20 protein-coding genes are annotated in these 26,849 nt (G+C 69.5%); all 20 read left to right on the plus strand.

Annotated elements, in window-relative coordinates; all coding sequences use genetic code 11:
* The first annotated feature begins 3 nt into the window (after positions 1–3).
* A complete protein-coding gene (locus HHL10_RS05315; protein WP_235971086.1) occupies positions 4–1,098 on the plus strand; it encodes an XrtA-associated tyrosine autokinase in 1,095 nt (364 codons plus the stop codon).
* Between the two features lie 30 nt (positions 1,099–1,128).
* Positions 1,129–2,661 carry a TIGR03016 family PEP-CTERM system-associated outer membrane protein gene (locus HHL10_RS05320; protein ID WP_169159276.1) on the plus strand — a complete coding sequence of 511 codons (1,533 nt, stop codon included), beginning with the start codon at positions 1,129–1,131 and terminating at the stop codon, positions 2,659–2,661.
* 5 nt (positions 2,662–2,666) lie between these two features.
* Positions 2,667–3,722, plus strand: a complete 1,056-nt coding sequence (locus tag HHL10_RS05325; protein WP_169159277.1) for an XrtA/PEP-CTERM system-associated ATPase — start codon at positions 2,667–2,669, stop codon at positions 3,720–3,722.
* Complete coding sequence (wecB, locus tag HHL10_RS05330; protein WP_169159278.1) at positions 3,719–4,852, plus strand: non-hydrolyzing UDP-N-acetylglucosamine 2-epimerase; 1,134 nt, start codon at positions 3,719–3,721, stop codon at positions 4,850–4,852. Before HHL10_RS05325 ends, wecB begins: the two co-directional genes overlap by 4 nt.
* Positions 4,853–4,866: 14 nt before the next feature.
* The gene (locus HHL10_RS05335; RefSeq protein ID WP_169159279.1) at positions 4,867–5,724 is read left to right on the plus strand and encodes an XrtA system polysaccharide deacetylase; all 858 of its coding nucleotides are present in this window, start codon (positions 4,867–4,869) and stop codon (positions 5,722–5,724) included.
* A complete protein-coding gene (locus HHL10_RS05340; protein ID WP_169159280.1) occupies positions 5,721–6,758 on the plus strand; it encodes a FemAB family XrtA/PEP-CTERM system-associated protein in 1,038 nt (345 codons plus the stop codon). Before HHL10_RS05335 ends, HHL10_RS05340 begins: the two co-directional genes overlap by 4 nt.
* Before the next feature lie 4 nt (positions 6,759–6,762).
* A complete protein-coding gene (locus HHL10_RS05345; protein WP_169159281.1) occupies positions 6,763–7,992 on the plus strand; it encodes a TIGR03087 family PEP-CTERM/XrtA system glycosyltransferase in 1,230 nt (409 codons plus the stop codon).
* On the plus strand, positions 7,989–9,560 hold the full coding sequence (xrtA, locus tag HHL10_RS05350; protein WP_169159282.1) for an exosortase A: 1,572 nt from the start codon (positions 7,989–7,991) through the stop codon (positions 9,558–9,560). The genes HHL10_RS05345 and xrtA overlap by 4 nt, the downstream gene beginning before the upstream one ends.
* A gap of 61 nt (positions 9,561–9,621) precedes the next feature.
* A complete protein-coding gene (locus HHL10_RS05355; protein WP_169159283.1) occupies positions 9,622–10,686 on the plus strand; it encodes a GNAT family N-acetyltransferase in 1,065 nt (354 codons plus the stop codon).
* Positions 10,687–11,025: 339 nt separating this feature from the next.
* Positions 11,026–12,162, plus strand: coding sequence for a TIGR03088 family PEP-CTERM/XrtA system glycosyltransferase (locus tag HHL10_RS05360; RefSeq protein ID WP_310734531.1), 1,137 nt, complete (start codon positions 11,026–11,028; stop codon positions 12,160–12,162).
* Positions 12,163–14,106 carry an XrtA/PEP-CTERM system amidotransferase gene (locus HHL10_RS05365; protein WP_169159285.1) on the plus strand — a complete coding sequence of 648 codons (1,944 nt, stop codon included), beginning with the start codon at positions 12,163–12,165 and terminating at the stop codon, positions 14,104–14,106.
* Between the two features lie 82 nt (positions 14,107–14,188).
* Entirely contained in the window at positions 14,189–15,409 is a 1,221-nt protein-coding gene (locus tag HHL10_RS05370; protein ID WP_169159340.1) for a glycosyltransferase family 4 protein, read from the plus strand.
* Positions 15,410–15,459: 50 nt separating this feature from the next.
* Positions 15,460–16,740: a nucleotide sugar dehydrogenase gene (locus HHL10_RS05375; protein ID WP_169159286.1), complete on the plus strand. Its 1,281-nt coding sequence runs from the start codon at positions 15,460–15,462 to the stop codon at positions 16,738–16,740.
* Positions 16,741–16,799: 59 nt separating this feature from the next.
* Complete coding sequence (locus HHL10_RS05380) at positions 16,800–18,758, plus strand: XrtA/PEP-CTERM system amidotransferase (protein WP_169159287.1); 1,959 nt, start codon at positions 16,800–16,802, stop codon at positions 18,756–18,758.
* Positions 18,755–19,969 (plus strand): TIGR04063 family PEP-CTERM/XrtA system glycosyltransferase, encoded by a 1,215-nt coding sequence (locus HHL10_RS05385; RefSeq protein WP_169159288.1) that lies wholly within the window; start codon positions 18,755–18,757, stop codon positions 19,967–19,969. The genes HHL10_RS05380 and HHL10_RS05385 overlap by 4 nt, the downstream gene beginning before the upstream one ends.
* A gap of 53 nt (positions 19,970–20,022) precedes the next feature.
* On the plus strand, positions 20,023–21,366 hold the full coding sequence (locus HHL10_RS05390) for a UDP-glucose dehydrogenase family protein (RefSeq protein WP_169159289.1): 1,344 nt from the start codon (positions 20,023–20,025) through the stop codon (positions 21,364–21,366).
* Positions 21,363–22,574, plus strand: a complete 1,212-nt coding sequence (locus HHL10_RS05395) for a glycosyltransferase family 4 protein (RefSeq protein WP_169159290.1) — start codon at positions 21,363–21,365, stop codon at positions 22,572–22,574. Before HHL10_RS05390 ends, HHL10_RS05395 begins: the two co-directional genes overlap by 4 nt.
* A gap of 92 nt (positions 22,575–22,666) precedes the next feature.
* On the plus strand, positions 22,667–23,980 hold the full coding sequence (locus HHL10_RS05400) for a putative O-glycosylation ligase, exosortase A system-associated (RefSeq protein ID WP_169159291.1): 1,314 nt from the start codon (positions 22,667–22,669) through the stop codon (positions 23,978–23,980).
* Positions 23,981–23,983: 3 nt separating this feature from the next.
* A complete protein-coding gene (locus HHL10_RS05405) occupies positions 23,984–25,456 on the plus strand; it encodes a right-handed parallel beta-helix repeat-containing protein (protein ID WP_169159292.1) in 1,473 nt (490 codons plus the stop codon).
* A 44-nt stretch (positions 25,457–25,500) separates the two neighbouring features.
* Positions 25,501–26,849 (plus strand): hypothetical protein (locus HHL10_RS05410; protein ID WP_169159293.1); only part of this gene is annotated, 1,349 nt, incomplete at its 3' end.

Genomic DNA, 26,849 nt, shown 5'->3' on the forward strand with positions numbered 1-26,849 from the left:
GTCATGAGCAGTCTTATCGAACAAGCCGCCGCGCGCTTGGCGCAATTGCGCGGTACTGGGGTAGAGCGAGCAGCATCGGTACCCACTGAACCGACAACGCCGTTTCCGACCGAGTTTCAACCGGACGTCCCACCCGCTTTCCAGTCCACGCTCGACCTCGAACTCCAGGCGGATTCGCCGCCCGTGTTCGCGTCCGGGCAGCCGCCAATGATGCATTCCGAGTTTCCCGCGGACATGCATTCCGACGTCCAGTCCGGCGCTCCCGCGGGAAGCGAGTTCGCCATGGCCACAGCCTCGGTGCACTCACCGACCACTTTCCGGTCCTCGCCGACGACCTCGCGCCGTGTCGAGCTGGACTTAGAGCGACTGGCTGCTGCCCATTTCGTCACGCCAGGTTCGCCGCGCACACGCATTGCTGACCAGTACCGCGTCATCAAGCGCCCGCTGATTGCCAACGCGCTGGGCAAGGGTGCTGCACCAGTAGCCCACGGCAACCGGATCATGGTCACCAGCGCCTTGCCTGGAGAAGGCAAAACATTCACTGCCGTCAACTTGGCATTGAGCATCGCCGCCGAGCTTGATACGACAGTGATGCTGGTGGATGCTGACGTCGGCCGTCCGTCCGTGCTCAAGACACTGGGGCTGGCGCCCGGGCCAGGCTTGCTCGACGTGCTGGAAGGGCGGGCCACTATGCCGGAGGTGCTGCTGCGCACCAACATCGACAAGCTCACGCTGCTGTCCGCAGGCACGTTGCACGACCGTGCCACCGAGGTGTTGGCCAGCGACGGTATGCACGCGCTGCTGCAGGAGGTGGCACAGCGCTATGACGATCGCATCATCGTCTTCGATTCGCCGCCGCTGCTGCTGACCACTGAGGCGCGCGCGCTGGCCAGCCACATGGGCCAGATCATCATGGTCGTGCGAGCCGGACGCACCAGTCAGTCTGACGTGCAGGCTGCGCTGGCCACCATCGAGTTCTGCCCCGTGAAGCTGCTGCTGCTGAACCAGGCCCGTGGCAACAAGTTTGATACTTACGCCAGCGAATACAAATACGGGTACGGATATGAGCAAGAGCAGCAAGGTGAGCAGGCAAGCTGAGGTTCGGCCGCGCTTGGGGAGCGCGTGCCGATGAAAAACACGATCACGGCGCTCCCTGTCCTGGGCATGCTGGCCATGGCGGTCACGTCGGCGTGGGCACAGCAGGACGACCAGCCCTTGGAGTCGGCTGCCAGCGTGCCTGTCCGGTTCGAGCCGCGGCTGGGCCTGACACAGACCATCACGAGCAACGTGGACCTGCGCCCGCAGCGCCGGGCCGATACCGTTACCCGCATCTCGCCTGGCGTACTGCTGCGTCGCCAGTCCGGGCGGGTGCAGGGCTTCCTGGACTACACACTCAGCGGTCTGGCCTATGCCCGCTCCACTGAGCGCAACAGCCTGCTCAATGCGCTGCAGAGCAAAGGTCAGGCTGAGCTGCTGGAGCAGCATGCCTACGTCGATGCAGAAGCAAGCATCACGCAGCAGGCCATCAACCCTCTGCGTTCGCAATCGACGGACGATCAGCTCGGCCGTGGCAACCGTACTGAAGTACGTACCTTGAGCGTGACGCCGCGTATTCAGGGCCGGTTCGGCGACGTGGCGAAATGGGATGCGCGCGTGGCCTACCAGACGAGTCAGGCTGATTCCTCTGCAGTATCCAATTCGTCGGCCACATCGGCCCAGTTGCAGCTCAGCAACGGTGACCTCCCGACGACCATTGGCTGGTCGCTGCAGGCTTCGCACAACACCCAGGATTTCAGCCGCGGACGCAGCACCGTCAGCGACATCGCGCGAGGCGTGCTCAATTACCGCATCAGTCCTGAGTTCACGGCCGGCGTAATTGGGGGCTATGAGTCCACCGACATCGGCTCCATCGAGAAGGAAGGGCGAGCTACCTACGGCTGGCGGCTGTCGTGGACCCCCAGCCAGCGCACAGGGCTGCAGGCCGAGCAGGAGAAGCGTTTCTTCGGCAGCGCCTACAACATCCGCTTTGCCCATCGCATGGCGCGCATGGTGCTGGGCTACACCGACACGCGCAGCATGTCCAACGGGGTGGGCCAGCCGGTGCTGGTCGGCGTGGGGTCCTACTTCGAGCGCATGACACAGGATTGGGCTTCGCAGATTCCGGATCAGGCACAGCGGGAGGCGCTGGTGCTGGCACGACTGCGCGAACTCAACATTGATCCTAATGCCCAGGTGCTGGAGTCTTTCCTGTCTTCGGCCGTGACCGTGCAGCGCAACCAGCAGCTCTCCGTAGGCTGGGTAGGCCCGCGCGACACACTTTCGTTCGCCTTCCAGCGCACCAGTGGCCGGCGTCTGGACACGCTGCCTGGAGTCTCCGTGGGCGACATCCTGTCCAACGAAACCATTGACCAGCAGGGCTATTCGATGACGTTGGCGCACCGGCTCACGCCTTTGTCCACGCTCACCCTGGGCTACACCCAGCGCCGTGCCGCCGGCAGCGTGAACGGCAGCACCACGCTGCGATCGGGCACGGCGCAGTGGTCCACCAAGCTGGGGCCTCGCACCACTTTGCTGCTGCTGGGGCGGCATGCGCGGTCCAAGGGTGGCCTTGAGCCCTACACCGAGTCTGCCCTGATCGGCACGTTTGGATTGACCTTCTGACCATCATGTACGAAGCCTTCTACGGGTTGAGCTGCAAGCCGTTCCAGCTCAACCCCGACCCCACTTTCTATTTCGCCAGCAAGCAGCATCGCCGCGCCAAGGCCTACCTTGACTATGGTGTGCTGCGCAACGAGGGCTTCATCGTCATCACCGGCGAGATCGGCGCGGGCAAGACCACCGTGCTGCGCGGGCTGCTCGACGGTCTCAACCAGAGCAACGTGGTAGTGGGCCAGCTCGTGACGACGCAGCTTGATGCCGAGGACACGCTGCGCATGGTAGGAGCGGCCTTCGGACTGCGCGTCAAGGACGTGCCCAAGTCGGAGCTGCTCATCGCGCTGGAGGCCTTCCTGTTGAGCATGGCTCAGGAGGGCAAGCGTTGCCTGCTGATCGTGGACGAGGCGCAGAACCTCACCACGCGCGCGGTGGAGGAGCTGCGCATGCTCTCCAACTACCAGCTCGGCAACCAGTCTTTGTTGCAGAGCTTTTTGCTGGGACAACCCGAGTTCCGCCAGATCCTGCAGCGCCCGGAGATGGAACAATTCCGCCAGCGCGTGGCCGCGACTTGTCATATCGGCCCGCTGGACCTGGAAGATACGCAGCATTACATCGAGCACCGGCTGCGCTGTGCGGGAGCCGCGCCCGGCAAGCCCGAGTTCGATATCGGCGTCATCGAGCGCGTGCATCAGGCCAGCGGGGGCATCCCGCGGCGTATCAACGCGCTGTGCGACCGGCTGTTGCTGCTGGGGTATCTGACGGGCAGCACGCGGTTGACGGTCAGCGACATCGAGCAGGTGATCGCCGAGTTCGCCGCGGAGGCGGCGCTGCCCGGCGGCACGCCGGCGCTGGCTGCGGACATGCCTGTACTGGATGGCCAGCCGATGTCGCAGGAGGTGTCGCGGCTGGTCACGCAGCAGCACGGAGATCGATTGCAGCGCCTGGAGCAGAGCCTGCTGCGCCTGGAAAACATCAATTTGCAGACGCTGTCGCTGCTGCAGCGGCTGCTAAGCGCCGTCGAGCAGCGCGGCGGCGCCATGAACAAACCCGAGGAGAACGAGGCATGAGCCTGAGCGGACCGGTTCTGTGCGTGGTGGGCGCACGGCCCAATTTCATGAAGATGGCCCCTATCCTGAGGGCATTGGCCGCGCACGAGCCCGCCATCGACGTGCTGCTGGTGCACACCGGTCAGCATTACGACGAGAAGATGAGCGAGCAACTGTTTCGCGACCTGCGCTTGCCGCGTCCGGACATCAACCTGGAGGTTGGCTCGGGCAGCCACGCGGTGCAGACGGCCGAGGTCATGCGCCGATTCGAGCCGCTGCTCGACGAACATCGCCCCAGCTGCGTTCTGGTGGTGGGCGACGTCAATTCGACGCTGGCGTGCACGCTCGTGGCAGTGAAGAAGAATGTGCCGGTGGCGCATGTGGAGGCCGGGCTGCGCAGCGGCGACCGCGCCATGCCCGAAGAAATCAACCGCGTGCTCACCGACCAGGTGGCCGACCGGCTCTACACCACCGAGCGCAGCGCCGCGGACAACCTCGCGCGTGAGGGCATCGCGCCTGAACGCGTGTGCTTTGCCGGCAACGTCATGATCGACTCGCTGCTGGCCAGCCGCGAGGCCGCGCGCGCGCCGGAGCGGACGCTGGCCGCGCATGGCTTTGATCCGGCACTGCTGGCGCAAGGCTATGGCGTGGTGACACTGCACCGCCCCTCCAACGTTGACGACCCCGCCACGCTTGAGGCGCTGGTGCGCACGCTGGGCGAAGTCGCGGCGCAGTTGCCGCTGGTGTTCGCGCTGCACCCGCGCACGCGCGGCAACATCGAACGCTTCGGGCTCGGTTCGCTGCTGGACTCGGGCCGCACGGTGCTGCTGCCGCCGCAGGGCTACCTGGAGATGCTGGGCCTGATGAGCCAGGCCAAGGTGCTGCTTACCGACTCCGGCGGGCTGCAGGAAGAGAGCACCGCGCTGGGCATCCCCTGCCTGACGCTGCGCGAGAACACCGAGCGTCCCATCACGGTGGAGCAGGGCACCAACACGCTGGTGGGCCGCGACCACGACGCCATCCTGCAGGGCGTGGCGCAGGTGCTTTCCGGCCAGGGCAAGCAGGGCCGCGTGCCCGAGCTGTGGGACGGGCATGCCGCCGAGCGCATCGCCGCCGACCTGTGGCAGTGGCTGTCGCCCCGTGCTCCCTGACAACAACAAGAAACATGCAACTAGCCCCTGTCACCAACGCCTTCACCATCGACGTCGAAGACTACTTTCAGGTTTCCGCCTTCGCCCCCTACATCGCGCGCAGCGAGTGGGATTTGCGCGAGTGCCGTGTCGAGCGCAATGTCGAGCGCATCCTGGACATGCTGCGCCGGCGTGAGGTGAGAGCCACCTTCTTCACGCTGGGCTGGGTGGCCCAGCGCTATCCGCAACTCGTGCGCAATATCGTGGCCGGCGGCCACGAGCTCGCCAGCCATGGCTGGGACCACCAGCGCGCCAGTGACTTCAAGCCGCAAGGCTTTTACGAGGACGTGTACCGCGCCAAGGCGCTGCTCGAGGACATCGGCGGCGTGCCGGTGGTGGGCTACCGCGCACCGAGCTTCTCCATCGGACGGACCAACCCCTGGGCTTTTGAAGAGCTCGAACGCGCGGGCTACCGCTACAGCTCCAGCGTGTATCCCATCGTGCACGACCACTACGGCATGCCCGAGGCGCCGCGCTTTGCCTTTGACGCCACCGGCCGGGGCTTCATCGAGGCCCCGCCCACCACGCTGCGGTTGGGCTCGCGCAACCTGCCTTCCAGCGGTGGCGGCTACTTCCGGCTGCTGCCCTACGGGATTTCCCGCTGGATGCTGAGGCATGTCAACGAGGCCGAGCGCCAATCTGCGATCTTCTACTTCCATCCATGGGAGATCGACCCCGAGCAGCCGCGCGTGGCCGGCGTGGGTCGCAAGGCTCGTTTCCGTCACTACCTGAACCTGCAGCGCATGGAGGCGCGGCTGGAGCGGCTGCTGGCCGACTTCCGCTGGGGCCGCATGGACCACATCTTCCTGGGCACGGCCGTCACCAACGCATGATCCAGATCGAATTGCTCGCCGCGGGCGACCAGCGCGCCGCGGCGCAATGGGACGAGTTCGTCTTTTCCTGTCCCGAAGCCACCTTCTTCCACCGTGCCGGCTGGCAGCGCGTGCTGCGCGAGTCCTTCGGGCACGAGACGCATTTCCTGCTTGCCCGCCGTGCCGGCGCCATCGAGGGCGTGCTGCCGCTGGCGCACGTCAAGAGCTGGCTGTTCGGCAGCTCGCTCACGAGCCTGCCCTTCGCGGTCTACGGCGGCGTGGCCGCGGCCAGCGCCGATGCCGCGCAGGCGCTGGAGGCGCATGCCGACCAGCTCGGCCGCAAGCTCGGCGTGCAGCACCTGGAGCTGCGCCACACCACTCAGCGCCATCCCGACTGGCCCGAGCAGGACCTCTATGTGACGTTCCGCAAGGAGCTGCTGGAGGACGAGGAGGCCAACATGCTGGCCATCCCGCGCAAGCAGCGCGCCATGGTGCGCAAGGGCATCAAGAACGGCCTCACCAGCACCGTGCACCGGGACGTGGGCCGCTTCTTCGCGCTCTATGCCGACAACGTGCACCGCCACGGCACGCCGGCGCTGCCGCGGCGCTACTTCCAGGCGCTGCACGACGAGTTCGGCGACGCGGTGGAGCTCATGGCCGTGGACGGCTCCGACGGCCAGCCGCTGAGCGCCGTGCTGAGCTTCTACTTCCGCGACGAGATCCTGCCGTACTACGCGGGCGACGCCGTGGCCGCGCGCGACCTCGCCGCCAACGACTTCAAGTACTGGGAGCTCATGCGCCATGCGCTGGCGCGCGGCTGCAAGGTCTTCGATTACGGGCGCAGCAAGCAGGGCACGGGCTCCTTCGCGTTCAAGAAAAACTGGGGCTTCGAGCCCACGCCGCTGCACTACGAGTACCGGCTCTACAAGCGCGAGTCGGTGCCGCAGAACAATCCCTCTAACGCCAAGTACAAGATCTTCATCGAAGCTTGGCGGCGCATGCCCATCGGCCTGGCCAACCGCCTGGGGCCGATGCTGGTGCGCAGTCTGGGCTGACGTCATGGCCAACCTGCTGTACCTGGTGCACCGGCTGCCGTACCCGCCCAACAAGGGTGACAAGGTGCGCTCGTTCCACCTGCTCAAGCACCTGGCCGCGCGCCATCGGGTGTTCCTGGGCACTTTCGTGGACGACCCGGAGGACGAGGCCTACGTGGATCATCTGCGCCCCTACTGTGCGGACATGCACGTGGCGCGGCTGCACGCGCGGCTGGCCAAGCTGGCCAGCCTGCGCGCCCTGCCGCGCGGCCAGGCGCTGACGCTGAGCTATTACGACAACGCCGGGCTGCGGCGCTGGGTGCGGGATCTCGCCGCCCGTGAAGCACTGGACGCGGCCGTGGTGTTCTCCTCATCGATGGCGCAGTACGTCGATGCACTGCCGCAATTGCCGATGCTGGTGGACTTCGTGGACGTGGATTCCGCCAAGTGGACCCAGTACGCGAGTGCCCACCGTTGGCCGATGTCGTGGCTGTATGCCCGCGAAGGTCAGCGGCTGCTGGCCTGCGAGCGCGCCGTGGCCGCGCGCGCGCGCCGCTCGTTCTTCGTGACCGAGGCCGAGGTGGGGCTGTTCCGCCAGCTCGCGCCCGAATGCGCGCACAACGTCGAGCCCATCGGCAACGGCGTGGATGCGGAGTTCTTCGCGCCCGACCCGCGTCGTGCCTCTCCCTTCGGCGATGAGGCGCATCCGCTGGTGTTCACCGGTGCCATGGACTACTGGCCCAACGTCGATGCGGTGTGCTGGTTCGCGCGCGAGGTGCTGCCACGGCTGCTGCAGCGCTGGCCGCAGCTGCGCCTGCACATCGTGGGCCGCAGCCCAACGGCGGCCGTGCAGGCGCTGGCCGGCGCGCATGTGAACGTCACCGGCACGGTGCCCGACGTGCGGCCCTATCTGCAGCATGCGGCGGTGGTCGTGGCGCCACTGCGCCTGGCGCGTGGCGTGCAGAACAAGATCCTGGAAGCCATGGCCATGGCGCGCCCGGTGGTGGCCTCGCTGACCTGCACGCGCGCCATCGAGGCCCAGCCCGGCGCCGAACTGGTGCCCGCGCTGGAAGTGGAGGACTACGTGCAGCAGATCGACTCGCTGCTGGCCCAGCCCGAGCGAGCGGCGGCCATCGGCCAGGCCGGGCGCCAGCGCGTCCTGCGCAGCTACAGCTGGGATGCACACCTGTCGGGACTGGATACCTATCTCGTGCCCAGCTCACCCGCTGTGCAGACGGCGTTGTGCAGCGCATGAGCTCCGTGCTGCCGATGAAGGGCGACAGGCCCTGGCCTGCCGCGCTGACGGCCCTGGGGGTGGTGCTGGCCGCGCTGCTGTGGCTCTACCGCGACACGGGACTGGCCATGGTGGGCATCTGGGCACGTTCGGAGACGTTCACGCACGCGTTCACCGTGCCGCCGATCTCGCTGTGGCTGATCTGGCGCCGGCGCGCGCTGCTGGCACAGATGACGCCGCGGCCGGTGCCGTGGCTGCTGCTGCCCATGGTGCTGGTAGCGCTGGCCTGGCTGCTGGGCCAGTTGGCCACGGTCAACGCGGTCACGCAGTTCGCCCTGGTGGCGCTGCTGGTGCTGAGCGTGCCCGCGGTGCTGGGCTGGGAGGTGGCGCGCGCGATCCAGTTCCCGCTGCTGTTCCTGTTCTTTGCCGTGCCCTTCGGCGAGTTCCTGATGCCGCTGTTCATGGACTGGACGGCGGACTTCACCGTGTGGGCGCTGCGGCTGTCGGGCATCCCGGTGCTGCGCGAGGGCCTGCAGTTCACCATTCCGAGCGGACACTGGTCGGTGGAGGCGGCATGCAGCGGCATCCGCTACCTGATGGCCTCTCTGATGGTGGGCGTGCTCTTTGCCTATCTCAACTACACCTCGATGCTGCGGCGCTGGCTGTTCGTCGGCATCTCGATCCTGGTGCCGATCGTCGCCAACTGGGTGCGGGCGTACCTGATCGTGCTGGTGGGCCATCTCAGCGGTAATGAGCTGGCCACCGGCGCGGACCATCTGGTCTATGGCTGGGTGTTCTTCGGCATCGTCATCCTGGTGATGCTGGCCATCGGCGCGTACTGGTCGCAGCCCGAAGGGGCGCCGGCCGCCGTGGCCCCGCCGCCGCCGGGCATGTCACCGCGCTCGGTCGGGATGGCTTCGACGCTGGCCGCCGCCGCGGCTCTGGCCGTGCTGGCGCTGCCGCACGGCCTGCTGGCGCGGGTGCAGGGCGAAGCGCCCGCTTCCTTGCACGGGCTGGAGACACTGGCTGCACCCGCTGCAGGCTGGGCGCCGGCGGCGCAGCCGCCGTCGGACTGGCGCAATGCCTTCCTGAATCCCACGCAGCAACTGCAGCGCAGCTATGCGCGCGATGGGCAGGTGGTGGGCCTGCAGCTGGCCTACTACGGGTCCGAGACCGCCGACAGCAAGCTCGTGAGCTCGACCAACGCGCTGGTGGCGCCGCAGAACGGGCAGTGGGCGCAGGTGCAGACAGGCCGGCAAACGGTGCAGACGCTGGGCCAGCCGCTGGCCTGGCGCACCGCCGAGCTGCGTTCCCTGGCTTCCGCCTTGACCGACACGGGCGGCCTGCGGCTGACGGTGTGGCAGATCTACTGGATCAACGGCGAGCTGATTGCCAGTGATGCCCGGGCCAAGGCGCAGCTGGCCTTCAACCGGCTCGCGGGCCGCGGCAGCGACGGTGCGGTGATCCTCATCTACACCGTCAAGACTTCGGCGGAGCGGGACACGGCGACGCTGCAAGCCTTCGTGCGCGACCACATGGACGTGCTCACGACCGGGCTGCGCCGGGCCCGCGACAGTGCAGGCGGCTAGCGGTCAAGGCCGCGCCCGGCACGGCGATTCCCGCCAGCCCCTGGGCGCTGCGCCGCAGGCGGTGGCCCCACTGTGTGTGCGCCGTCTGGAGGAGTTGCCGCCCGACGCCTTGGCGCTGCTGGCGCGGGCCGAGCACGACGGCATCGAGCTCGGCGCGCCCTGGCTGCGCAACTTCCTCGGGACGATGCCCGAGCTGTGCCAGGGCGCGTATTTCCACCTGCTGTGCCGCGAGGGCAGGGCGGTGGCCGTGCTGCCGCTGCTGGCGCGTGCCGACACTGCGCAGCGTGGCCGGGTGCAGTCGCTGGCCAACTACTACAGCGCGCTGTGGGCCCCGGCGCTGGACCCGACGCTCACGGCCGCGGAGCTGGCGCTGCTGCTGCGCGACGTCGTGCGCCGGCATGCGCCGTTGCGCAGCCTGCACCTGGCGCCCATGGACCCAGATTCCCGGGCCTGGGCCCTGCTGCGCGCCGCGCTGCGGCTGGCCGGGCTGCCGGCTTGGGATTTCTTTGCCTTCGGCAACTGGTACCTGCGCACCGAGGTGGACTGGGCCGGCTATCTGGCGGCGCGGCCGGGTGAGCTGCGCAACACGATCCGGCGCGCCGAGAAGCGGCTGCTCAAGGCCGGTGCGCGTGTCGAGATCGTCACCGGCGGCGAGCGCCTGGTGACGGCCACGCGCGCCTACGAGCAGGTCTACGCCGCCAGCTGGAAGCAGCCCGAGCCGCACGCGGCGTTCATGCCCGGGCTGATCCGGACCTGTGCGCTGCACGGCTGGCTGCGGCTGGGCGTGGTCTGGCTGGAGGAGCGGCCCATCGCGGCGCAGCTGTGGATCGTCGCGCACGGCAAGGCCGCGATCTACAAGCTCGCCTACGACGAGGCCTTCAAGGCGCTGGGATCGGGCACCGTGCTCACGGCGCGGCTGATGTGCCATGTGCTGGACGTCGATCGTGTCGCGGAGGTGGACTACCTCATGGGCGACGACGCCTACAAGCGCAGCTGGATGAGCCAACGCCGCGAGCGCCGTGGGATCGTGGCCTACAACCCGCGCTCCCCGCGTGGGCTCATGGGCGCCGCCGGCGAAGCCCTGATCCGGCTGCTCAAGCCGCTGCGGGACAAGGCCCGGCCATGAGCACGACCCGGATGTGATTCGTTCACGCCTTGCAACGTCCTGGCGGAGCTCGCTGGGTCGGGGGGAGGGCGTTACAAACTATGATCTAGGGGTTACGAGCTTGTGGACGGTGTTGAACGGACTGCGCTGCACGAAGCCTTCTGTCTGCGACGAAATGAAGAGTCCCTCCGCTCATGACGGCGGGATGCCAAGGAACTTGGGGGAAAGCGTGGGGGTGGTGGCAGTGACTGGACCGGGCTGCTTGGGCTGGTCTGAAGGGGCATGGCAGTGACGGCCCTGAAATCGGCTGAGCAGAAGAGGCTATCGCGGCAGTCCGGCGTTGCGCGGAAGGCGCCGCTGGTGCTGCATGTGGTCTACCGCTTCGATACCGGCGGGCTGGAGAACGGGGTCGTGAACCTCATCAACCACATGCCCGCCCAGGCCTTCCGCCATGCCGTGCTGTCGCTCACCGAGGTGACGGACTTCAGCCGCCGCGTGCAGCGCGAGGATGTGCCCTTCATCGCGTTGAACAAGGGGCCCGGGCATGCGATCGGGCTCTATCCGCGCATGTACCGCCTCTTTCGCGAGCTGCGGCCGGCCGTGGTGCACACCAACAACATTGCCGCGCTCGAGTGCGTCGTACCCGCTTGGGCCGCCGGCGTGCCGGTGCGCATCCACAGCGAGCATGGCTGGGACCTGTCGGACCTCAACGGCAGCAATCCCCGCTACCGGCAGCTGCGCCGCCTGTACCGGCCTTTCGTGTCGCACTACATCGCCGTATCGGGCGACCTCAACCGCTACCTGCTGGACCGCGTGGGCGTGCCGCAGCAGCGCGTGAGCCATATCTCGAATGCCGTGGACACCGAGCGCTTCCACCCGGTGGCGGGCGAGCAGCCCACGCCGATCGATGCTTGCCCGTTCTCGCCCGAGCGTCACTGGCTGGTGGGCACCGTGGGGCGGCTGCAGGGGGTCAAGGACCAGCTCAACCTCGTGCGTGCCTTCGCGCATGCGCTGCAGGCGCAGCCCGCGCTGAAGGAGCGCATGCGGCTGGTGATCATCGGCGACGGCCCGTTGCGCCCGGAACTGGAAGCGCTGGTGCAGGAGACGAAGCTCACCGGACTGGTCTGGATGCCCGGCGAGCGCAGCGACGTGCCGGCGGTGATGCGCGGGCTGCACTGCTTCTCGCTGCCGTCCAAGGCCGAGGGGCTTTCCTACACGCTGCTGGAAGCCATGGCCAGCGGGCTGCCGGTGGTGGCCACCGCCGTGGGCGCCAACCCCGATCTGGTCAAGAACGGCGAGACGGGCGAGATCGTGCCCCCGGACGATCCGCAGGCGCTGGGCAACGCGCTGGCCCGCATGGCCAGTGCGCCGCAGGCACTGGCGCGGCAGCTCGGGCGCGCGGGCCGCGCGCGGGTCGTGAAGGACTACAGCCAGCAAGCCATGGTGAAGGCCTACCAGGGCCTGTACGAGCGGTACCTGACCCAGCGGAGCGCGTGAATGTGCGGCATCACCGGTTTTTTTGACACGCGCGGGGCGCGGTTCCTGGACCGCGCGGCGCTGGTGCGCATGAACGAGTCGCAGCACCACCGCGGCCCGGACGCGGGCGAGGTGTACATGGAGCCCGGGCTGGGGCTGGGGCACCGGCGGCTGTCGATCATTGACCTGGAGTCGGGGCAGCAGCCGCTGTTCAACGAGGACGGCTCGGTGGTGGTGGTCTTCAACGGCGAGATCTACAACTACCAGGAGCTGGTGCCGGAGCTGCAGGCGCTGGGGCACGTGTTCCACACGCACAGCGACACCGAGGTGATCGTGCACGCGTGGGAGGCCTGGGGCGAGGCGTGCGTGCAGCGGTTTCGGGGCATGTTTGCCTTTGCGCTGTGGGACCGCAACCGCGAGGTGCTGTTCCTGGCGCGCGACCGGCTGGGGGTCAAGCCACTGTTTTACGCGCTGCTGGACGACGGCACGCTGCTGTTCGGCTCGGAGCTCAAGTCGCTGCTGGCGCACGGGGGGCTGAGCCGCGAGCTCGACCCGCTGGCGGTGGAGGAGTACTTCGCGCTGGGCTACGTGGCCGAGCCGCGGAGCATCTTCCGCCAGGCGCGCAAGCTCGAAGCCGGGCACACGCTGCGGGTGCAGCGTGGGCAGCCGCTGCCCGCGCCGCGGCGCTACTGGGACCTGCGCTTCACGCTGGATCGCCAGATCGGGCTGGAGGAGGCGTGCGGCGAGCTCGATGCGCGGCTGCGCGAGTCGGTGCGGCTGCGCATGATTGCCGACGTGCCGCTGGGGGCGTTTCTCTCCGGCGGGGTGGACTCCAGCGCGGTGGTGGCGCACATGGCGCAGCTCTCGGGAGTGCCGGTCAACACCTGCTCGATGGCGTTTGCCGACCCGGCGTACAACGAGGCGGAGTTTGCGCAGCAGGTGGCGCAGCGCTACGGCACCCGGCACCACGTGGACATGGTCGACAGCGAGGACTTCGACCTCATCGACACGCTGGCGCGGCTGTACGACGAGCCCTATGCGGACTCCTCGGCGATTCCGACGTACCGGGTGTGCCAGCTCGCGCGCCGGCACGTGAAGGTGGCGCTGTCGGGCGACGGCGGGGACGAGGCCTTCGGGGGCTACCGGCGCTACCGGCTGCACCTGATGGAGGAGCGCATGCGCCGGGCGCTGCCGCAGGGGCTGCGCGCGCCGCTGTTCGGGCTGCTCGGGCGCGTGTACCCCAAGGCCGACTGGGCCCCGCGCGTGCTGCGCGCCAAGACCACCTTCGAAGGCATCGCCCGCAGCTCCGTGCAGGCCTACTTCCACAGCGTCGCGCAGCTGCGCCAGCCGCAGCGTTCGCAGCTGTTCAGCGATGCGTTCAAGCGCCAGCTCGGCGGCTACACGGCCGAGGCCGTGTTCGAGCGCCACGCGCGCCAGGCGGGCACGGACGACCCGCTGGCGCTGGTGCAGTACCTGGACCTCAAGACCTGGCTGATCGACGACATCAACACCAAGGTGGACCGCGCCAGCATGGCGCACGGGCTGGAGGTGCGCGAGCCGCTGATGGACCACGAGCTCGTGGAGTGGGCCGCGACGCTGCCCTCGGCGCTGAAGATCAGCGGCAACGAGGGCAAGCACTTCTTCAAGAAGGCGCTGGAGCCCAGGCTGCCGCACGACGTGCTGTACCGGCCCAAGATGGGCTTCTCGGTGCCGCTGGCGCGCTGGTTCCGCGGCCCGCTGCGCCAGCGCGTGCGCGAGTCGCTGCTGGGCGGTGCGATGGCCGACACGGGCTGGTTCAACCCCCGCGTGGTGAGCCAGCTCGTCGAGCAGCACGAGTCCGGCATGCGCGACCACAGCCGCTCGCTGTGGGCGCTGCTGATGTTCGATGCTTTCCTGCGCAACGTTGCCGGCGCCGGCGAGCCGGCCAGCTCCCAGGCGCCGGTATCGGTGGCGGAGATCGCCTGACATGAGGACGACGCTGGCCGCCGCCACGATGGCGCCTGCGCAGCCGGACCGGCCGCGCCAGGCGGGCGGCCACGGCCGCAAGCTGCGCGTGCTGCTGTTTTCCACGCTCTACCCCAGCAGCGTGAAGCCGGGCCACGGCATCTTCGTCGAGACCAGGCTGCGCGAGCTGCTCAAAAGCGCAGCGGTCGAGGCCCGGGTCGTGGCGCCGGTGCCGTGGTTTCCCTCGACGCACCCGCGCTTCGGCGAGTACGCCGGCATGGCCGCCGTGCCCCGGCGCGAGACGCGCCATGGCATCGAGGTGCTGCATCCGCGCTATCCGCTGCTGCCCAAGGTGGGAATGAGCACCGCCCCGTTCCTGCTGGCCAGCGCCATGCTGCCGACGCTGCGCCGGCTGATGCGCGAAGGCTTCGACTTCGACCTCATCGACGCCCACTATTTCTATCCCGACGGCGTGGCCGCGGCGCTGCTGTCGCGCTGGTTGGGCAAGCCGCTGACCATCACCGCGCGCGGCTCGGACCTCAACCTCATCGGCCAGTACGCCTGGCCGCGGCGCCTGATGCGCTGGGCTGCCGGCCAGGCCGGCGGCAGCATCGGCGTGAGCTCGGCGCTGGTGGACGTGCTGCGCGGCTGGGGCGTGGACGAAGAGCGCCTGCACGTCATGCGCAACGGCGTCGATCTGCAGCGCTTCTCGCCGCACCCCCGGGACGCGGCGCGCCACGCCCTCGAGCTGGACGGCGCGCCGCTGCTGCTGTCGGTGGGCAACCTGGTGCCGCTCAAGGGCCATGACCTGACCATGCGTGCCTTGCAGCTGCTGCTGCCCGAACACCCGGGCGCACGGCTGGTGATCGTGGGCGAGGGGCCCGAGCTGGAGCGGCTGCAGGCCCTGGCGCGGGAGCTGGGCCTGGCCGACAAGGTGCGCTTTGCCGGCAGGCTGGACAACGCCAGCCTGGCGGCATGGTTCAGCGCCGCGGACATGCTGGTGCTGGCTTCCAGCCGCGAAGGCTGGGCCAACGTGCTGCTGGAGGCCATGGCCTGTGGCACTCCCGTGGTCGCCACGGCCGTGGGCGGTTCCCCCGAGGTGGTGGCTGACGCTGCCGCCGGCGTGCTGGTGCGCGAGCGCAGTGCCGAGGGCATCGCCCAGGCCGTGCGCGAGCTGATCCACCATCCGCGCCCTCGCGCTGAGGTACGGCATTACGCCGAGGGCTTCAGCTGGGAAGCCACGACACAGGCACAGCTCGACCTGTTCCGCCGGCTGTGTGCGGTGCCCGGCACAAAACGTCGCGTCATCAACCTATCGCAATGAAGGCAATGACCGCCGACAGTGGCGGTTGCAAGCCCAACAGGAGAATTTCAGTGAGTGTGGTAGCAGTCATCGGGCTGGGCTATGTGGGCCTGCCCCTGGTGGTCGCCTTCGGCAAGAAGGTGCGCACCATCGGCTTCGATATCGCGGTGGACAAGGTCGCGGCGTGCCAGCGCGGCACCGACCCCTCGCGCGAGCTGGCCGACGAGGACCTGGCCCAGGCCAGGCACGCGGTCTACACCAGCGATCCGGCCATGCTGGCCGAAGCCGACATCATCGTGGTGGCGGTGCCCACGCCCGTGGACGAGGCCCACATCCCTGATTTCCGTCCGCTGATCGGCTCCAGCACGAGCGTGGGTCGCCACATGAAGCGCGGCGCCATCGTGGTGTACGAGTCCACCGTCTACCCCGGCGCCACCGAGGAGGTGTGCATCCCGGTGCTCGAGCGCGAGTCGGGCATGAAGTGGAAGCAGGACTTCTTCGTCGGCTACAGCCCCGAGCGCATCAACCCCGGCGACCGCGAGCACACCCTCACCAAGATCGTGAAGATCGTCTCCGGCGACACGCCCGAGACGCTGGAGGCCGTGGCCCAGCTCTACGAGAGCATCATCGAGCCGGGCGTGCACCGCGCCTCCTCGATCAAGGCCGCCGAGGCCGCCAAGGTGATCGAGAACACCCAGCGCGACCTCAACATCGCGCTGATGAACGAGCTGGCCATCATCTTCGACAAGATCGGCATCGACACGACCGAGGTGCTGGAGGCGGCCGGCACCAAGTGGAACTTCCTGAAGTTCAAGCCCGGCCTGGTGGGCGGCCACTGCATCGGCGTGGACCCGTACTACCTCACGCACAAGGCCGACATGCTGGGCTACCACCCGCAGGTCATCCTGGCCGGGCGCCGCATCAACGACGGCATGGCCAAGTTCGTGGCCGAGCAGACCATCAAGAACATGATCGCCGCAGGCAGCTACATCAAGGGCGCGCACGTGAACGTGCTGGGCCTGACCTTCAAGGAAAACTGCGGCGACCTGCGCAACTCCAAGGTGATCGACATCATCCACGAGCTGCAGAGCTATGGCGTGCAGGTCTGCGTGGCCGACCCGCAGGCCGACCCGGCCGAGGCGATGCACGAGTACGGCGTGCAGCTCATGTCCTGGGACGACCTGCCGCGCGCCGACGCCATCGTGGCGGCGGTGTCGCACCGCGAGTTCGTGCAGCTGTCCGTGGAAGAGATGGGCCGCAAGCTCGTGCGCGGAGGCGTCTTCATCGACGTCAAGGCCGCCTTCGACGCGAAGGCGGTGCGGGACGCCGGCTTCCGCCTCTGGCGCCTTTGAGCCCATGCCCTGTCTTGAGATCACCGGTTGAACGGCCCCTGACCCAGCGGAGCGCGTGAATGTGCGGCATCACCGGTTTTTTTGACACGCGCGGGGCGCGGTTCCTGGACCGCGCGGCGCTGGTGCGCATGAACGAGTCGCAGCACCACCGCGGCCCGGACGCGGGCGAGGTGTACATGGAGCCCGGGCTGGGGCTGGGGCACCGGCGGCTGTCGATCATTGACCTGGAGTCGGGGCAGCAGCCGCTGTTCAACGAGGACGGCTCGGTGGTGGTGGTCTTCAACGGCGAGATCTACAACTACCAGGAGCTGGTGCCGGAGCTGCAGGCGCTGGGGCACGTGTTCCACACGCACAGCGACACCGAGGTGATCGTGCACGCGTGGGAGGCCTGGGGCGAGGCGTGCGTGCAGCGCTTTCGGGGCATGTTTGCCTTTGCGCTGTGGGACCGCAACCGCGAGGTGCTGTTCCTGGCGCGCGACCGGCTGGGGGTCAAGCCGCTGTTTTACGCGCTGCTGGACGACGGCACGCTGCTGTTCGGCTCGGAGCTCAAGTCGCTGCTGGCGCACGGGGGGCTGAGCCGCGAGCTCGACCCGCTGGCGGTGGAGGAGTACTTCGCGCTGGGCTACGTGGCCGAGCCGCGGAGCATCTTCCGCCAGGCGCGCAAGCTCGAAGCCGGGCACACGCTGCGGGTGCAGCGTGGGCAGCCGCTGCCCGCGCCGCGCCGGTACTGGGATCTGCGCTTCACGCTGGATCGCAAGATCGGGCTGGAGGAGGCGTGCGGCGAGCTCGATGCGCGGCTGCGCGAGTCGGTGCGGCTGCGCATGATTGCCGATGTGCCGCTGGGGGCGTTTCTCTCCGGCGGGGTGGACTCCAGCGCGGTGGTGGCGCACATGGCGCAGCTCTCGGGCGTGGCGGTCAACACCTGCTCGATGGCGTTTGCCGACCCGGCGTACAACGAGGCGGCGTTTGCGCAGCAGGTGGCGCAGCGCTACGGCACCCGGCACCACGTGGACATGGTCGACAGCGAGGACTTCGACCTCATCGACACGCTGGCGTGGCTGTACGACGAGCCCTATGCGGACTCCTCGGCGATTCCGACGTACCGGGTGTGCCAGCTCGCGCGCCGGCACGTGAAGGTGGCGCTGTCGGGCGACGGCGGGGACGAGGCCTTCGGGGGCTACCGGCGCTACCGGCTGCACCTGATGGAGGAGCGCATGCGCCGGGCGCTGCCGCAGGGGCTGCGCGCGCCGCTGTTCGGGCTGCTCGGGCGCGTGTACCCCAAGGCCGACTGGGCCCCGCGCGTGCTGCGCGCCAAGACCAGCTTCCAGGGCATGGCGCGCACGTCGGTGCAGGCCTACTTCCACTCGATGTCGCGGCTGCGCGGCCCGATGCGCGCGCAGCTCTTCAGCCCCGGCCTGAAGTCGGCGCTGGGCGGCTACGGCGCGCACGAGGTGTTCGAGCGCCACGCGCGCCAGGCCGGCACGGACGACCCGCTGGCGCTGGTGCAGTACCTGGACCTCAAGACCTGGCTGATCGACGACATCAACACCAAGGTGGACCGCGCCAGCATGGCGCACGGGCTGGAGGTGCGCGAGCCGCTGATGGACCACGAGCTCGTGGAGTGGGCCGCGACGCTGCCCTCGGCGCTGAAGATCAGCGGCAACGAGGGTAAGCATTTCTTCAAGAAGGCGCTGGAGCCCAGGCTGCCGCACGACGTGCTGTACCGGCCCAAGATGGGCTTCTCGGTGCCGCTGGCGCGCTGGTTCCGCGGCCCGCTCAAGGAGCGCGTGCGCCAGGCGGTGCTGGGTCCGCGCCTGGCCGACACCGGCTGGTTCGATGCGGGCGCGCTGCGCCAGCTCGTGGACGCCCATCAAAGCGGCCGCAGCGACCACAGCACGCCGCTGTGGGCCCTGGTGATGTTTGAGGCTTTTTTACGAAATGTGGTGGATGGCGGCGCTCACGCGTCCACCCCGGCCGCGACGCTCGCGTTGCCGGCCTTAGAAGGGGGCTTGAGATGAAGCTTCGCATCCTGCACGTACTGGACCATTCGATCCCGCTGCACAGCGGCTACACCTTCCGCACCCAGTCCATCCTGCGCGAGCAGCGCCGCCTGGGCTGGGAGACGTACCACGTCACCAGTCCCAAGCACCTCGGCGCCACGGCGCCGGAGGAGACGGTGGACGGGCTGCACTTCTACCGCACGAGCGCGCCGGCCGCGGGCGGGGCGCGCCTGCCGGGGCTGGGCGAGATCGCGCTCATGCGCAGCCTGGAGCGGCGGCTGCAGGAGGTTGCGGAGCAGGTGCGCCCGCAGCTGCTGCACGCGCACTCGCCGGTGCTCAATGCCATCCCCGCGCTGCGCGTGGGCAAGCGGCTGGGCATCCCGGTGGTGTACGAGGTGCGCGCCTTCTGGGAGGACGCCGCGGTGGACCACGGCACCACCACCGAAGGCAGCCTGCGCTACCGCCTCACGCGCCGGCTGGAGACGCACGCGCTGCGCAACGCTGACCATGTGTTCACGATCTGCCAGGGCCTGCGCGGCGACATCGTGGCGCGCGGCCTGGGCGAGGACAAGGTCACCGTCATTCCCAACGCCGTGGACATCGAGGCCTTCGACGTCGGCGGCGAGCCCGACGGGGCGCTCAAGGCGCAGCTGGGCCTGGCCGGCTGCACCGTGGTGGGCTTCATCGGCTCCTTCTACGCCTACGAGGGGCTGGACCTGCTGCTGCAGTCGCTGCCCGCGATCCTGGCGCAGCGCCCCGAGGTGCGCGTGCTGCTGGTGGGCGGCGGCCCGCAGGACGCCGCGCTCAAGGCGCAGGCCAGGCAGCTGGGCCTGGCCGACAAGGTGGTGTTCACCGGCCGCGTGCCGCATGCCCAGGTGCAGCGCTACTACGACCTGGTGGACGTGCTGGCCTATCCGCGCCACTCGATGCGCCTGACCGAGCTGGTCACGCCGCTCAAGCCGCTGGAGGCCATGGCGCAGGGCCGGCTGCTGGTGGCTTCGGACGTCGGCGGCCACAAGGAGCTCATCCGCCACAACGAGACCGGGCTGCTGTTCAAGGCCGGCAGCGCCGAGTCGCTGGCGCAGGCGGTGCTGCAGTTGCTCGCGCAACGGGAACGCTGGCCCCACCTGCGCCAGGCCGGCCGCCAGTTCGTCGAGATGGAGCGCAACTGGCGCGTGTCGGTGGCCCGTTACCGCAAGGTCTACGAGTCACTGTGCAAGGCGGCCTGAGAAGCCTAAAGGACGGCCGTCGGCCGTCGGACAGTCAACAGGGATAAGAGAACATGAAAGTCACGGTCATTGGCACCGGCTACGTCGGCCTGGTCACCGGCGCTTGTCTGGCGGAGATGGGCAACCATGTGGTCTGCCTGGACGTGGACGAGAGGAAGATTCGCGTGCTGCAGGACGGCGGCATTCCCATCCACGAGCCCGGGCTCGACGTCATCGTGCAGCGCAACGTGGCCGTGGGCCGGCTGCAGTTCACCACCGACGTGGCCGCGGCGGTGGCGCACGGCACGCTGCAGTTCATCGGCGTGGGCACGCCCCCGGACGAGGACGGCTCGGCCGACCTGCAGCACGTGCTGGCCGCGGCGCGCAGCATCGGCGCGCACATGACCGACTACAAGATCATCGTGGACAAGAGCACCGTGCCCGTGGGCACGGCCGACCGCGTGCGCGAGGCCGTGCGCGGCGAGCTCCAGCGCCGCGGCATGGAGGTGGAGTTCGCCGTGGTGTCCAACCCCGAATTCCTCAAGGAAGGCGCGGCGGTGGGTGACTTCATGCGCCCGGACCGCATCATCGTGGGCGCCGACGACGAGCGCGCGGTGCTGCTCATGCGCGCGCTGTACGCCTCGTTCACGCGCAACCACGACCGGCTGCAGATCATGGACGTGCGCAGCGCCGAGTTCACCAAGTACGCCGCCAACGCCATGCTGGCCACGCGCATCAGCTTCATGAACGAGCTGGCGCAGCTGGCCGAGAAGGTGGGCGCGGACATCGACATGGTGCGCCGCGGCATCGGCAGCGACCCGCGCATCGGCACGCACTTCCTGTACGCGGGTGCGGGCTATGGCGGCTCGTGCTTCCCCAAGGACGTCAAGGCGCTGGTGCGCACCGGGCAGGAGCATGGCGTGAAGCTGCGCGTGCTCGAGGCGGTGGAGGAGGCCAACGAGCAGCAGAAGCACGTGCTGGGCAAGAAGGTGGTGGCGCGCTTCGGCGAGGACCTCGCGGGCCGCACCTTCGCGCTGTGGGGCCTGGCCTTCAAGCCCGACACCGACGACATGCGCGAGGCGCCCAGCCTGGTGGTGATCGCCGACCTCGTGCGCCGCGGCGCGCGCGTGCAGGCCTACGACCCGGTGGCCACGGAGCAGGCGCGCCTGGCGCTGGGCGACGTGGCGGGCGTGAGCTTTGCCGACAGCGCGCAGGCGGCCCTGAGCGGGGCGGACGCGCTGGTCATCGTCACCGAGTGGCGCGAGTTCCGCAGCCCCGACTTCGACGCCATCCGCGCCGCGCTCAAGCAGCCCGTGGTCATCGACGGGCGCAACCTGTTCGAGCCCGCGCTGGTGAAGGCTCACGGGCTGGAGTACTTCGCCATCGGCCGCGCCAACGCCGTGCCGCTCAAGACATGAGCCGGCCCATTCGCACGCTGCTGTTCTCCACGCTGTTTCCCAGCAGCACGCGCCCGGTGCACGGCATCTTCGTGGAGACGCGGCTGCGCGAGCTGCTCAAGAGCGGCGCGGTGCAAACCAAGGTCGTGGCCCCGGTGCCGTGGTTCCCGTTCAGGCACCCGCGCTTCGGCGACTACGCGCGCATGGCCGCCACGCCCGAGCGCGAGACGCGCCACGGCATCGAGGTGCTGCATCCGCGCTACCCGCTGCTGCCCAAGGTGGGCATGAGCACGGCGCCGCTGCTGCTGGCGCTGGCCGCGCTGCCGGCGGTGCGCAAGCTGCAGGCCGAGGGCTTCGATTTCGACGTGATCGATGCCCACTACTACTACCCCGACGGGGTGGCGGCGGCGATGTTGGCGCGCTGGGTGGGCAAGCCGCTGTCGATCACGGCGCGCGGCACCGACCTCAACCTCATTCCCGCCCATGCGCTGCCGCGCGCCATGATGCGCTGGGCCGCCCAGCGGGCCGACGCCTCCATCGGCGTGTGCGCGGCGCTGATGGACGTGCTGCGCGGCTGGGGCATCGACGGCAAGCGGCTGCATGTCATGCGCAACGGCGTGGACCTGGAGCGCTTCCGCCCGCTGCCGCAGGCGCAGATGCGCGCCGAGCTGGGGCTGCAGGGCGCGCCGCTGCTGCTGTCGGTGGGCCACCTGGTCGAGCGCAAGGGCCACCACGTGGCCATCGACGCCATGCCCACGCTGCTGGCCACGCATGCGCAGGCGCGGCTGGTGATCGTGGGCGATGGCGTCGAGCGCGAGCGGCTCAAGGCCCAGGCCCGCACGCTGGGCGTGCACGACAGCGTCACCTTTGCCGGCGGCGTGCCCAACGAGCAGTTGCTGCGCTGGTACAGCGCGGCCGACGCGCTGATCCTGGCCTCCAGCCGCGAGGGCTGGGCCAACGTGCTGCTGGAGGCCATGGCCTGCGGCACGCCGGTGGTGGCCACGCGCATCTGGGGCACGCCCGAGGTGGTCACGCCCGAGTCGGGCGGCGTGCTGTTCGAGCCGCGCGAGGGCTGCGCCCTGGCCGCCGCCGTGCAGCAGCTGCTGCGGGCGGCGCCGTCGCGCGAGCAGGTGCGCCGCTACGCCGAGGGCTTCAGCTGGCAGCAGACCACGCAGGCGCAGCTCGACCTCTTCCGCCGCCTGTCGCAGGCCGACGTGGCCTGCGCGTGACGTCCGCATCCGCACCATGGCGCCCACATGAGGCGGAGTCCTGCTTCGGGGCCGCGGCGCGGTCCCGTGTCGTGACCGGAGCCTTCTGACGCATGCGTGACCTCCTCGTCGTGCTGCCGGTGGTCATCGGCTGCCTGCTGGCGCTGCGGCAGCCCTGGATCGGCGTGCTGGTGTGGACGTGGCTGAGCATCATGAATCCGCACCGCCTGACCTACGGCTTCGCCTACAGCGCGCCGCTGGCGGCCATGGCGGCGGGCACCACCTTGCTGGGCCTGCTCTTCACGCGCGAGCGCGGCTGGCCGTTCAAGGGCCCGCCGGTGGTGTGGCTGGCGCTGCTCATGCTCTGGCTCAACCTCTCGTGGATCTTTGCCCAGGACCGCGCGGGCGACCAGGAGGTGTGGAGCAAGGTCATGAAGATCGACTTCATGATCCTGGTGGCGCTGGCGGTGATGCACAGCAAGCGCCACATCATGGGGCTGGCCTGGGTGGTCGCGATGTCGCTGGCAGTGCTGGGCACCAAGGGCGGCATCTTCACCATCCTCACCGGGGGCAGCTACCGCACGGTCGGTCCGGCGGGCTCCTTCCTGGACGACAACAACCAGTTCGCGCTGGCGCTGATCATCACGATCCCGGTGTTGCGCTTTCTGCAGCTGCAGGTCACCTGGCGCCGGGGCCGGCAGATCCTGGGCCTGATGATGCTGCTGTGCGCGCTGGCGGCGCTGGGCAGCCAGTCGCGCGGCGCGCTGCTGGCCCTGGGCGCGATGGTGCTGGCCATGTGGTGGCGCGGCAACAGCCGCGTGCTCGGCGGCGTCTTCATCGCCGTCGCGGCGGTGGCGATGGTGGCGTTCATGCCCGACTCGTGGACCGAGCGCATGAACACCATCCAGACCTACGAGGAGGACGCCTCGGCGCAAGGGCGCATCAGCGCCTGGCACATGGCCTGGAACGCCGCGCAGGACCACCTCTTCGGCCTGGGCTACATCACCTGGAAGCCCGAGTACTTCGAGCGCTATTCGCCTTTCCCGAAGGCCGTCTTCGCCGCGCACAGCATCTACTTCCAGATGATGGGCAGCCACGGCTTCATCGGCCTGGCGATATTCCTGAGCTTGTGGATCTCGACCTGGTTCACGGCCGGCTGGCTGCGCAAGCACGCGGCGGGCATCGAGGAGGCGCGCTGGGCCGCCGATCTGGGCAACCTGGTGCAGATGGCGCTGCTGGGCTACGCGGTGGGCGGCGCCTTCCTGAGCCTGGCCTACTTCGACCTGCCCTACAACCTGATGGTGCTGGTGGTGCTCGCGCGCGTGTGGGTCGCCACGCGCGCCTGGGAGCGCGAGCCCCCGCCCAAGCCGCCGTTCTGGAAACGCAAGAAGGGCGGACCACAAGAAATTCAGACCCGCACAGGGTGAGCCATGCTGAGAAAACTGGTGTTGGTATTGCTGGGGCTGCTGGTGCCGCTGGCCGTCACGGTGCTGGCCGGGGTCGCGGCTCCCGGAGGAGGGGTGGCGCAGGCGCTGCAGTCGGCCACGGGGCACACGCCGGGCGAATGGCTGCGCCACCTGCAGCGCCGGGTGCAGGGGCATCCGACCCTGGAAGCCGTGGCCTCGGGGCCGCTGCGCGCCATCCAGCACCGGCTGGAGCGCGAGGTGCCGACGCTGCTGCCCAACCTGGGCAAGGGCCAGCAGCCCCGCACGCTCGGGCCGCTGCGCTACGGCGACGCCGGCCAGCCGCTGCCCATCACGGCCCAGGCCATCCCGGTGCCGGGCGGCGGCGAGCTGCTGCACAGCGCCGCCGCCATCGCCGCGGCCATGGGCCGGGCCCGGCCCGGGCAGCAGCTCGTGATCGCGCCCGGCCGCTACCGCATCACGCACCCCCTGCAGACCCGCGCGGGCGGTACGGCCAGCGCCCCCATCGTGGTGCGGGCGCTGCGCCCCGGCGAGGTCACGCTGGAGTTCGAGACGGGTGAAGGCTTCCTCGTCGCCCATCCCTACTGGGTGTTCGAGAACCTGCACCTGCGCGGCACCTGCGCGCACCACGACGAGTGCGAGCACGCCTTCCACGTGGTCGGCGCGGCGCGCGCCACGGTGCTGCGCAACAACCTCGTCGAGGACTTCAACGCGCACATCAAGGTCAACGGCCGCGGCGGCGTCTGGCCCGACGACGGGCTGGTGCAGTTCAACACCTTGCGCAACGGCGCCCCGCGCCAGACCCGCAAGCCCGTGACGCCGCTGGACATCGTGGCCGCCAGCGGCTGGCAGGTGGCGGACAACCTGGTGGCGCATTTCGTCAAGGCGCAGGGCGACCAGATCTCCTACGGCATGTTCATGAAGGGCGGCGGCGACCAGGGACGCATCGAGCGCAACCTGGTGATCTGCACCACGCAGGACATCTCCCAGCCCGGCGCGCGCGTGGGCTTGTCCTTCGGCGGCGGCGGCACGTCGCGCGCGTTTTGCCGTGACGGCCGCTGCGAGGCCGAGCATGCCCACGGGCTGGTGGCCAACAACGTGGTGGCGCATTGCAACGACACCGGCATCCACGTCTACCGCTCGGCCGACATCCGGGTGGCGCACAACACGCTGGTGAACACGGCCGGCGTCGAGGTGCGCGTGCCGCCGGCCCGTGCCCAGGTCGAGGCCAACCTGCTCGAAGGCTTCCTGCGCGCCCGCGACGGTGGCGTGGTGCGGGTCGAGGACAACGTGGTCGGCCCGCTGGCGGGCACGCCGCAGCAGGTGGACGGCCTGCTGCTGCAGCCGCCCGGCTCCCTGGCATGGCGCGCGGCGGCGCCTGGGCAGATCGCGACCGACTTCTGCGGCACGCCGCGCACGGAGCAGCTCCTGCCGGGCGCCGTGGCGGCCGGCGTGCCCTGCGCCGAGGCGGCACCGTGAGGCCCGCCCGCGGCCGGGCCCGTCCCTGGTTCGCGGATTCGGTGATGTCCTTGGTCCCGCCGTGCCGGGCCGGGGTGCGCGCCCTGGCCCTGATCGCGGGCGCCCTGGCCTGGGTGGCCGCGGCCAGCGCCGCCACGCCGGGCCCGGCCGCGTCGGCGCCCGCGTCGCAGGCCGGTGCCGCGGACGCCACGCCGCTGCTGGCCAAGCTGACCCTGAGCAGCAGGCCCGGCGGCGAGGGCCTGCCCTTCACCGTGGGACAGCCGCTGCGCCAGGGCGACGTGCCCGCGGGCATGGTGCTGCGCTCGCCCGATCTGCCGCAGCTGCAGTGCGTCGTGAAGAACCGCTGGCCCGACGGCAGCGCCAAGTTCGCCATCCTCTCCGGCCATGCCGACCTGAAGCCGCGCCTGTTTGCCTACGTCGGGCTGCGGGCCGGGCCGGCGCCCGAGGCGGCGGCAGCCGTCGATACCGGCAGCCTCAGGCGCGCCGGGGTGACGGCCCGCATCGAGTTCGGCGAGTTCGGCACGGCGGGCTGGAACGCCGGCGACTGGGACAAGCCCGTGCGCACCGTGGTGTCCGGGCCGCAGATGAGCGCCTGGACCTACCGCAAGCCCATCGGCGCGGATGCCCACCTCGTGGCCTGGCTGGAGGTGCGCGCCTACCAGGGCGGGGCGGTGGAGGTGCTGCCGTGGATTGAGAACGGCTACCTCAACGTGCCCGGGCCCACCGCCAAGAGCGCCACGGCCAGCTTCACGCTGGGCGGCACGCAGCGCTTCTCGCAGCCGCTGACGCTGCTCAACCACCAGCGCGCGGTGCTGGCCGGGCCCGAGGCGCTCACGCACTGGCTGGGCGCCGATCCGCAGGTCGTGCCGGCCCACGACACCGACTACTTCATGGCGACGCGGCTGGTGCCGCACTACCGCGGCGCCACCGGGCGCGACAGCCCGCTCTTCAAGCGGCTGCCCACCGAGTACACGCCGCTGATGCAGGGGAGCTACCACAGCGCCATGGGCACCACCGGCTACCACCCCTCCATCGGGCTGCTGCCCGAGTGGGACGTGGCCTATCTCAGCACGCGCGCCGATCCGCGCGCGTACCGCGCGGTGCTCATCAACGCCTACGCCGCCGGGCGCTACGGCATCCACTACCGCGACGAGAAGACCCAGCGCCCGCTGGCCTTCGCCAGCCATCCCAACCTGGTCATGCACACCGGCTCGGGCGTGGCCGACACCGGCGACTCCTCCACCGGGCGCTACACGCCCGCGCCCGGCGGCGCCGTGCCGCCCACCTTCAAGGTCTCGCACCATCCCTCGATGGGCTACATGGCCTACCTGGTCAGCGGCTGGAGCTACTTCATGGAGCAGACGCAGCTGCTGGCCACGGCCAACTTCATCAA

Source organism: Azohydromonas caseinilytica (assembly GCF_012927045.1).
GTDB classification, from domain to species: Bacteria; Pseudomonadota; Gammaproteobacteria; order Burkholderiales; family Burkholderiaceae_C; genus Azohydromonas; species Azohydromonas caseinilytica.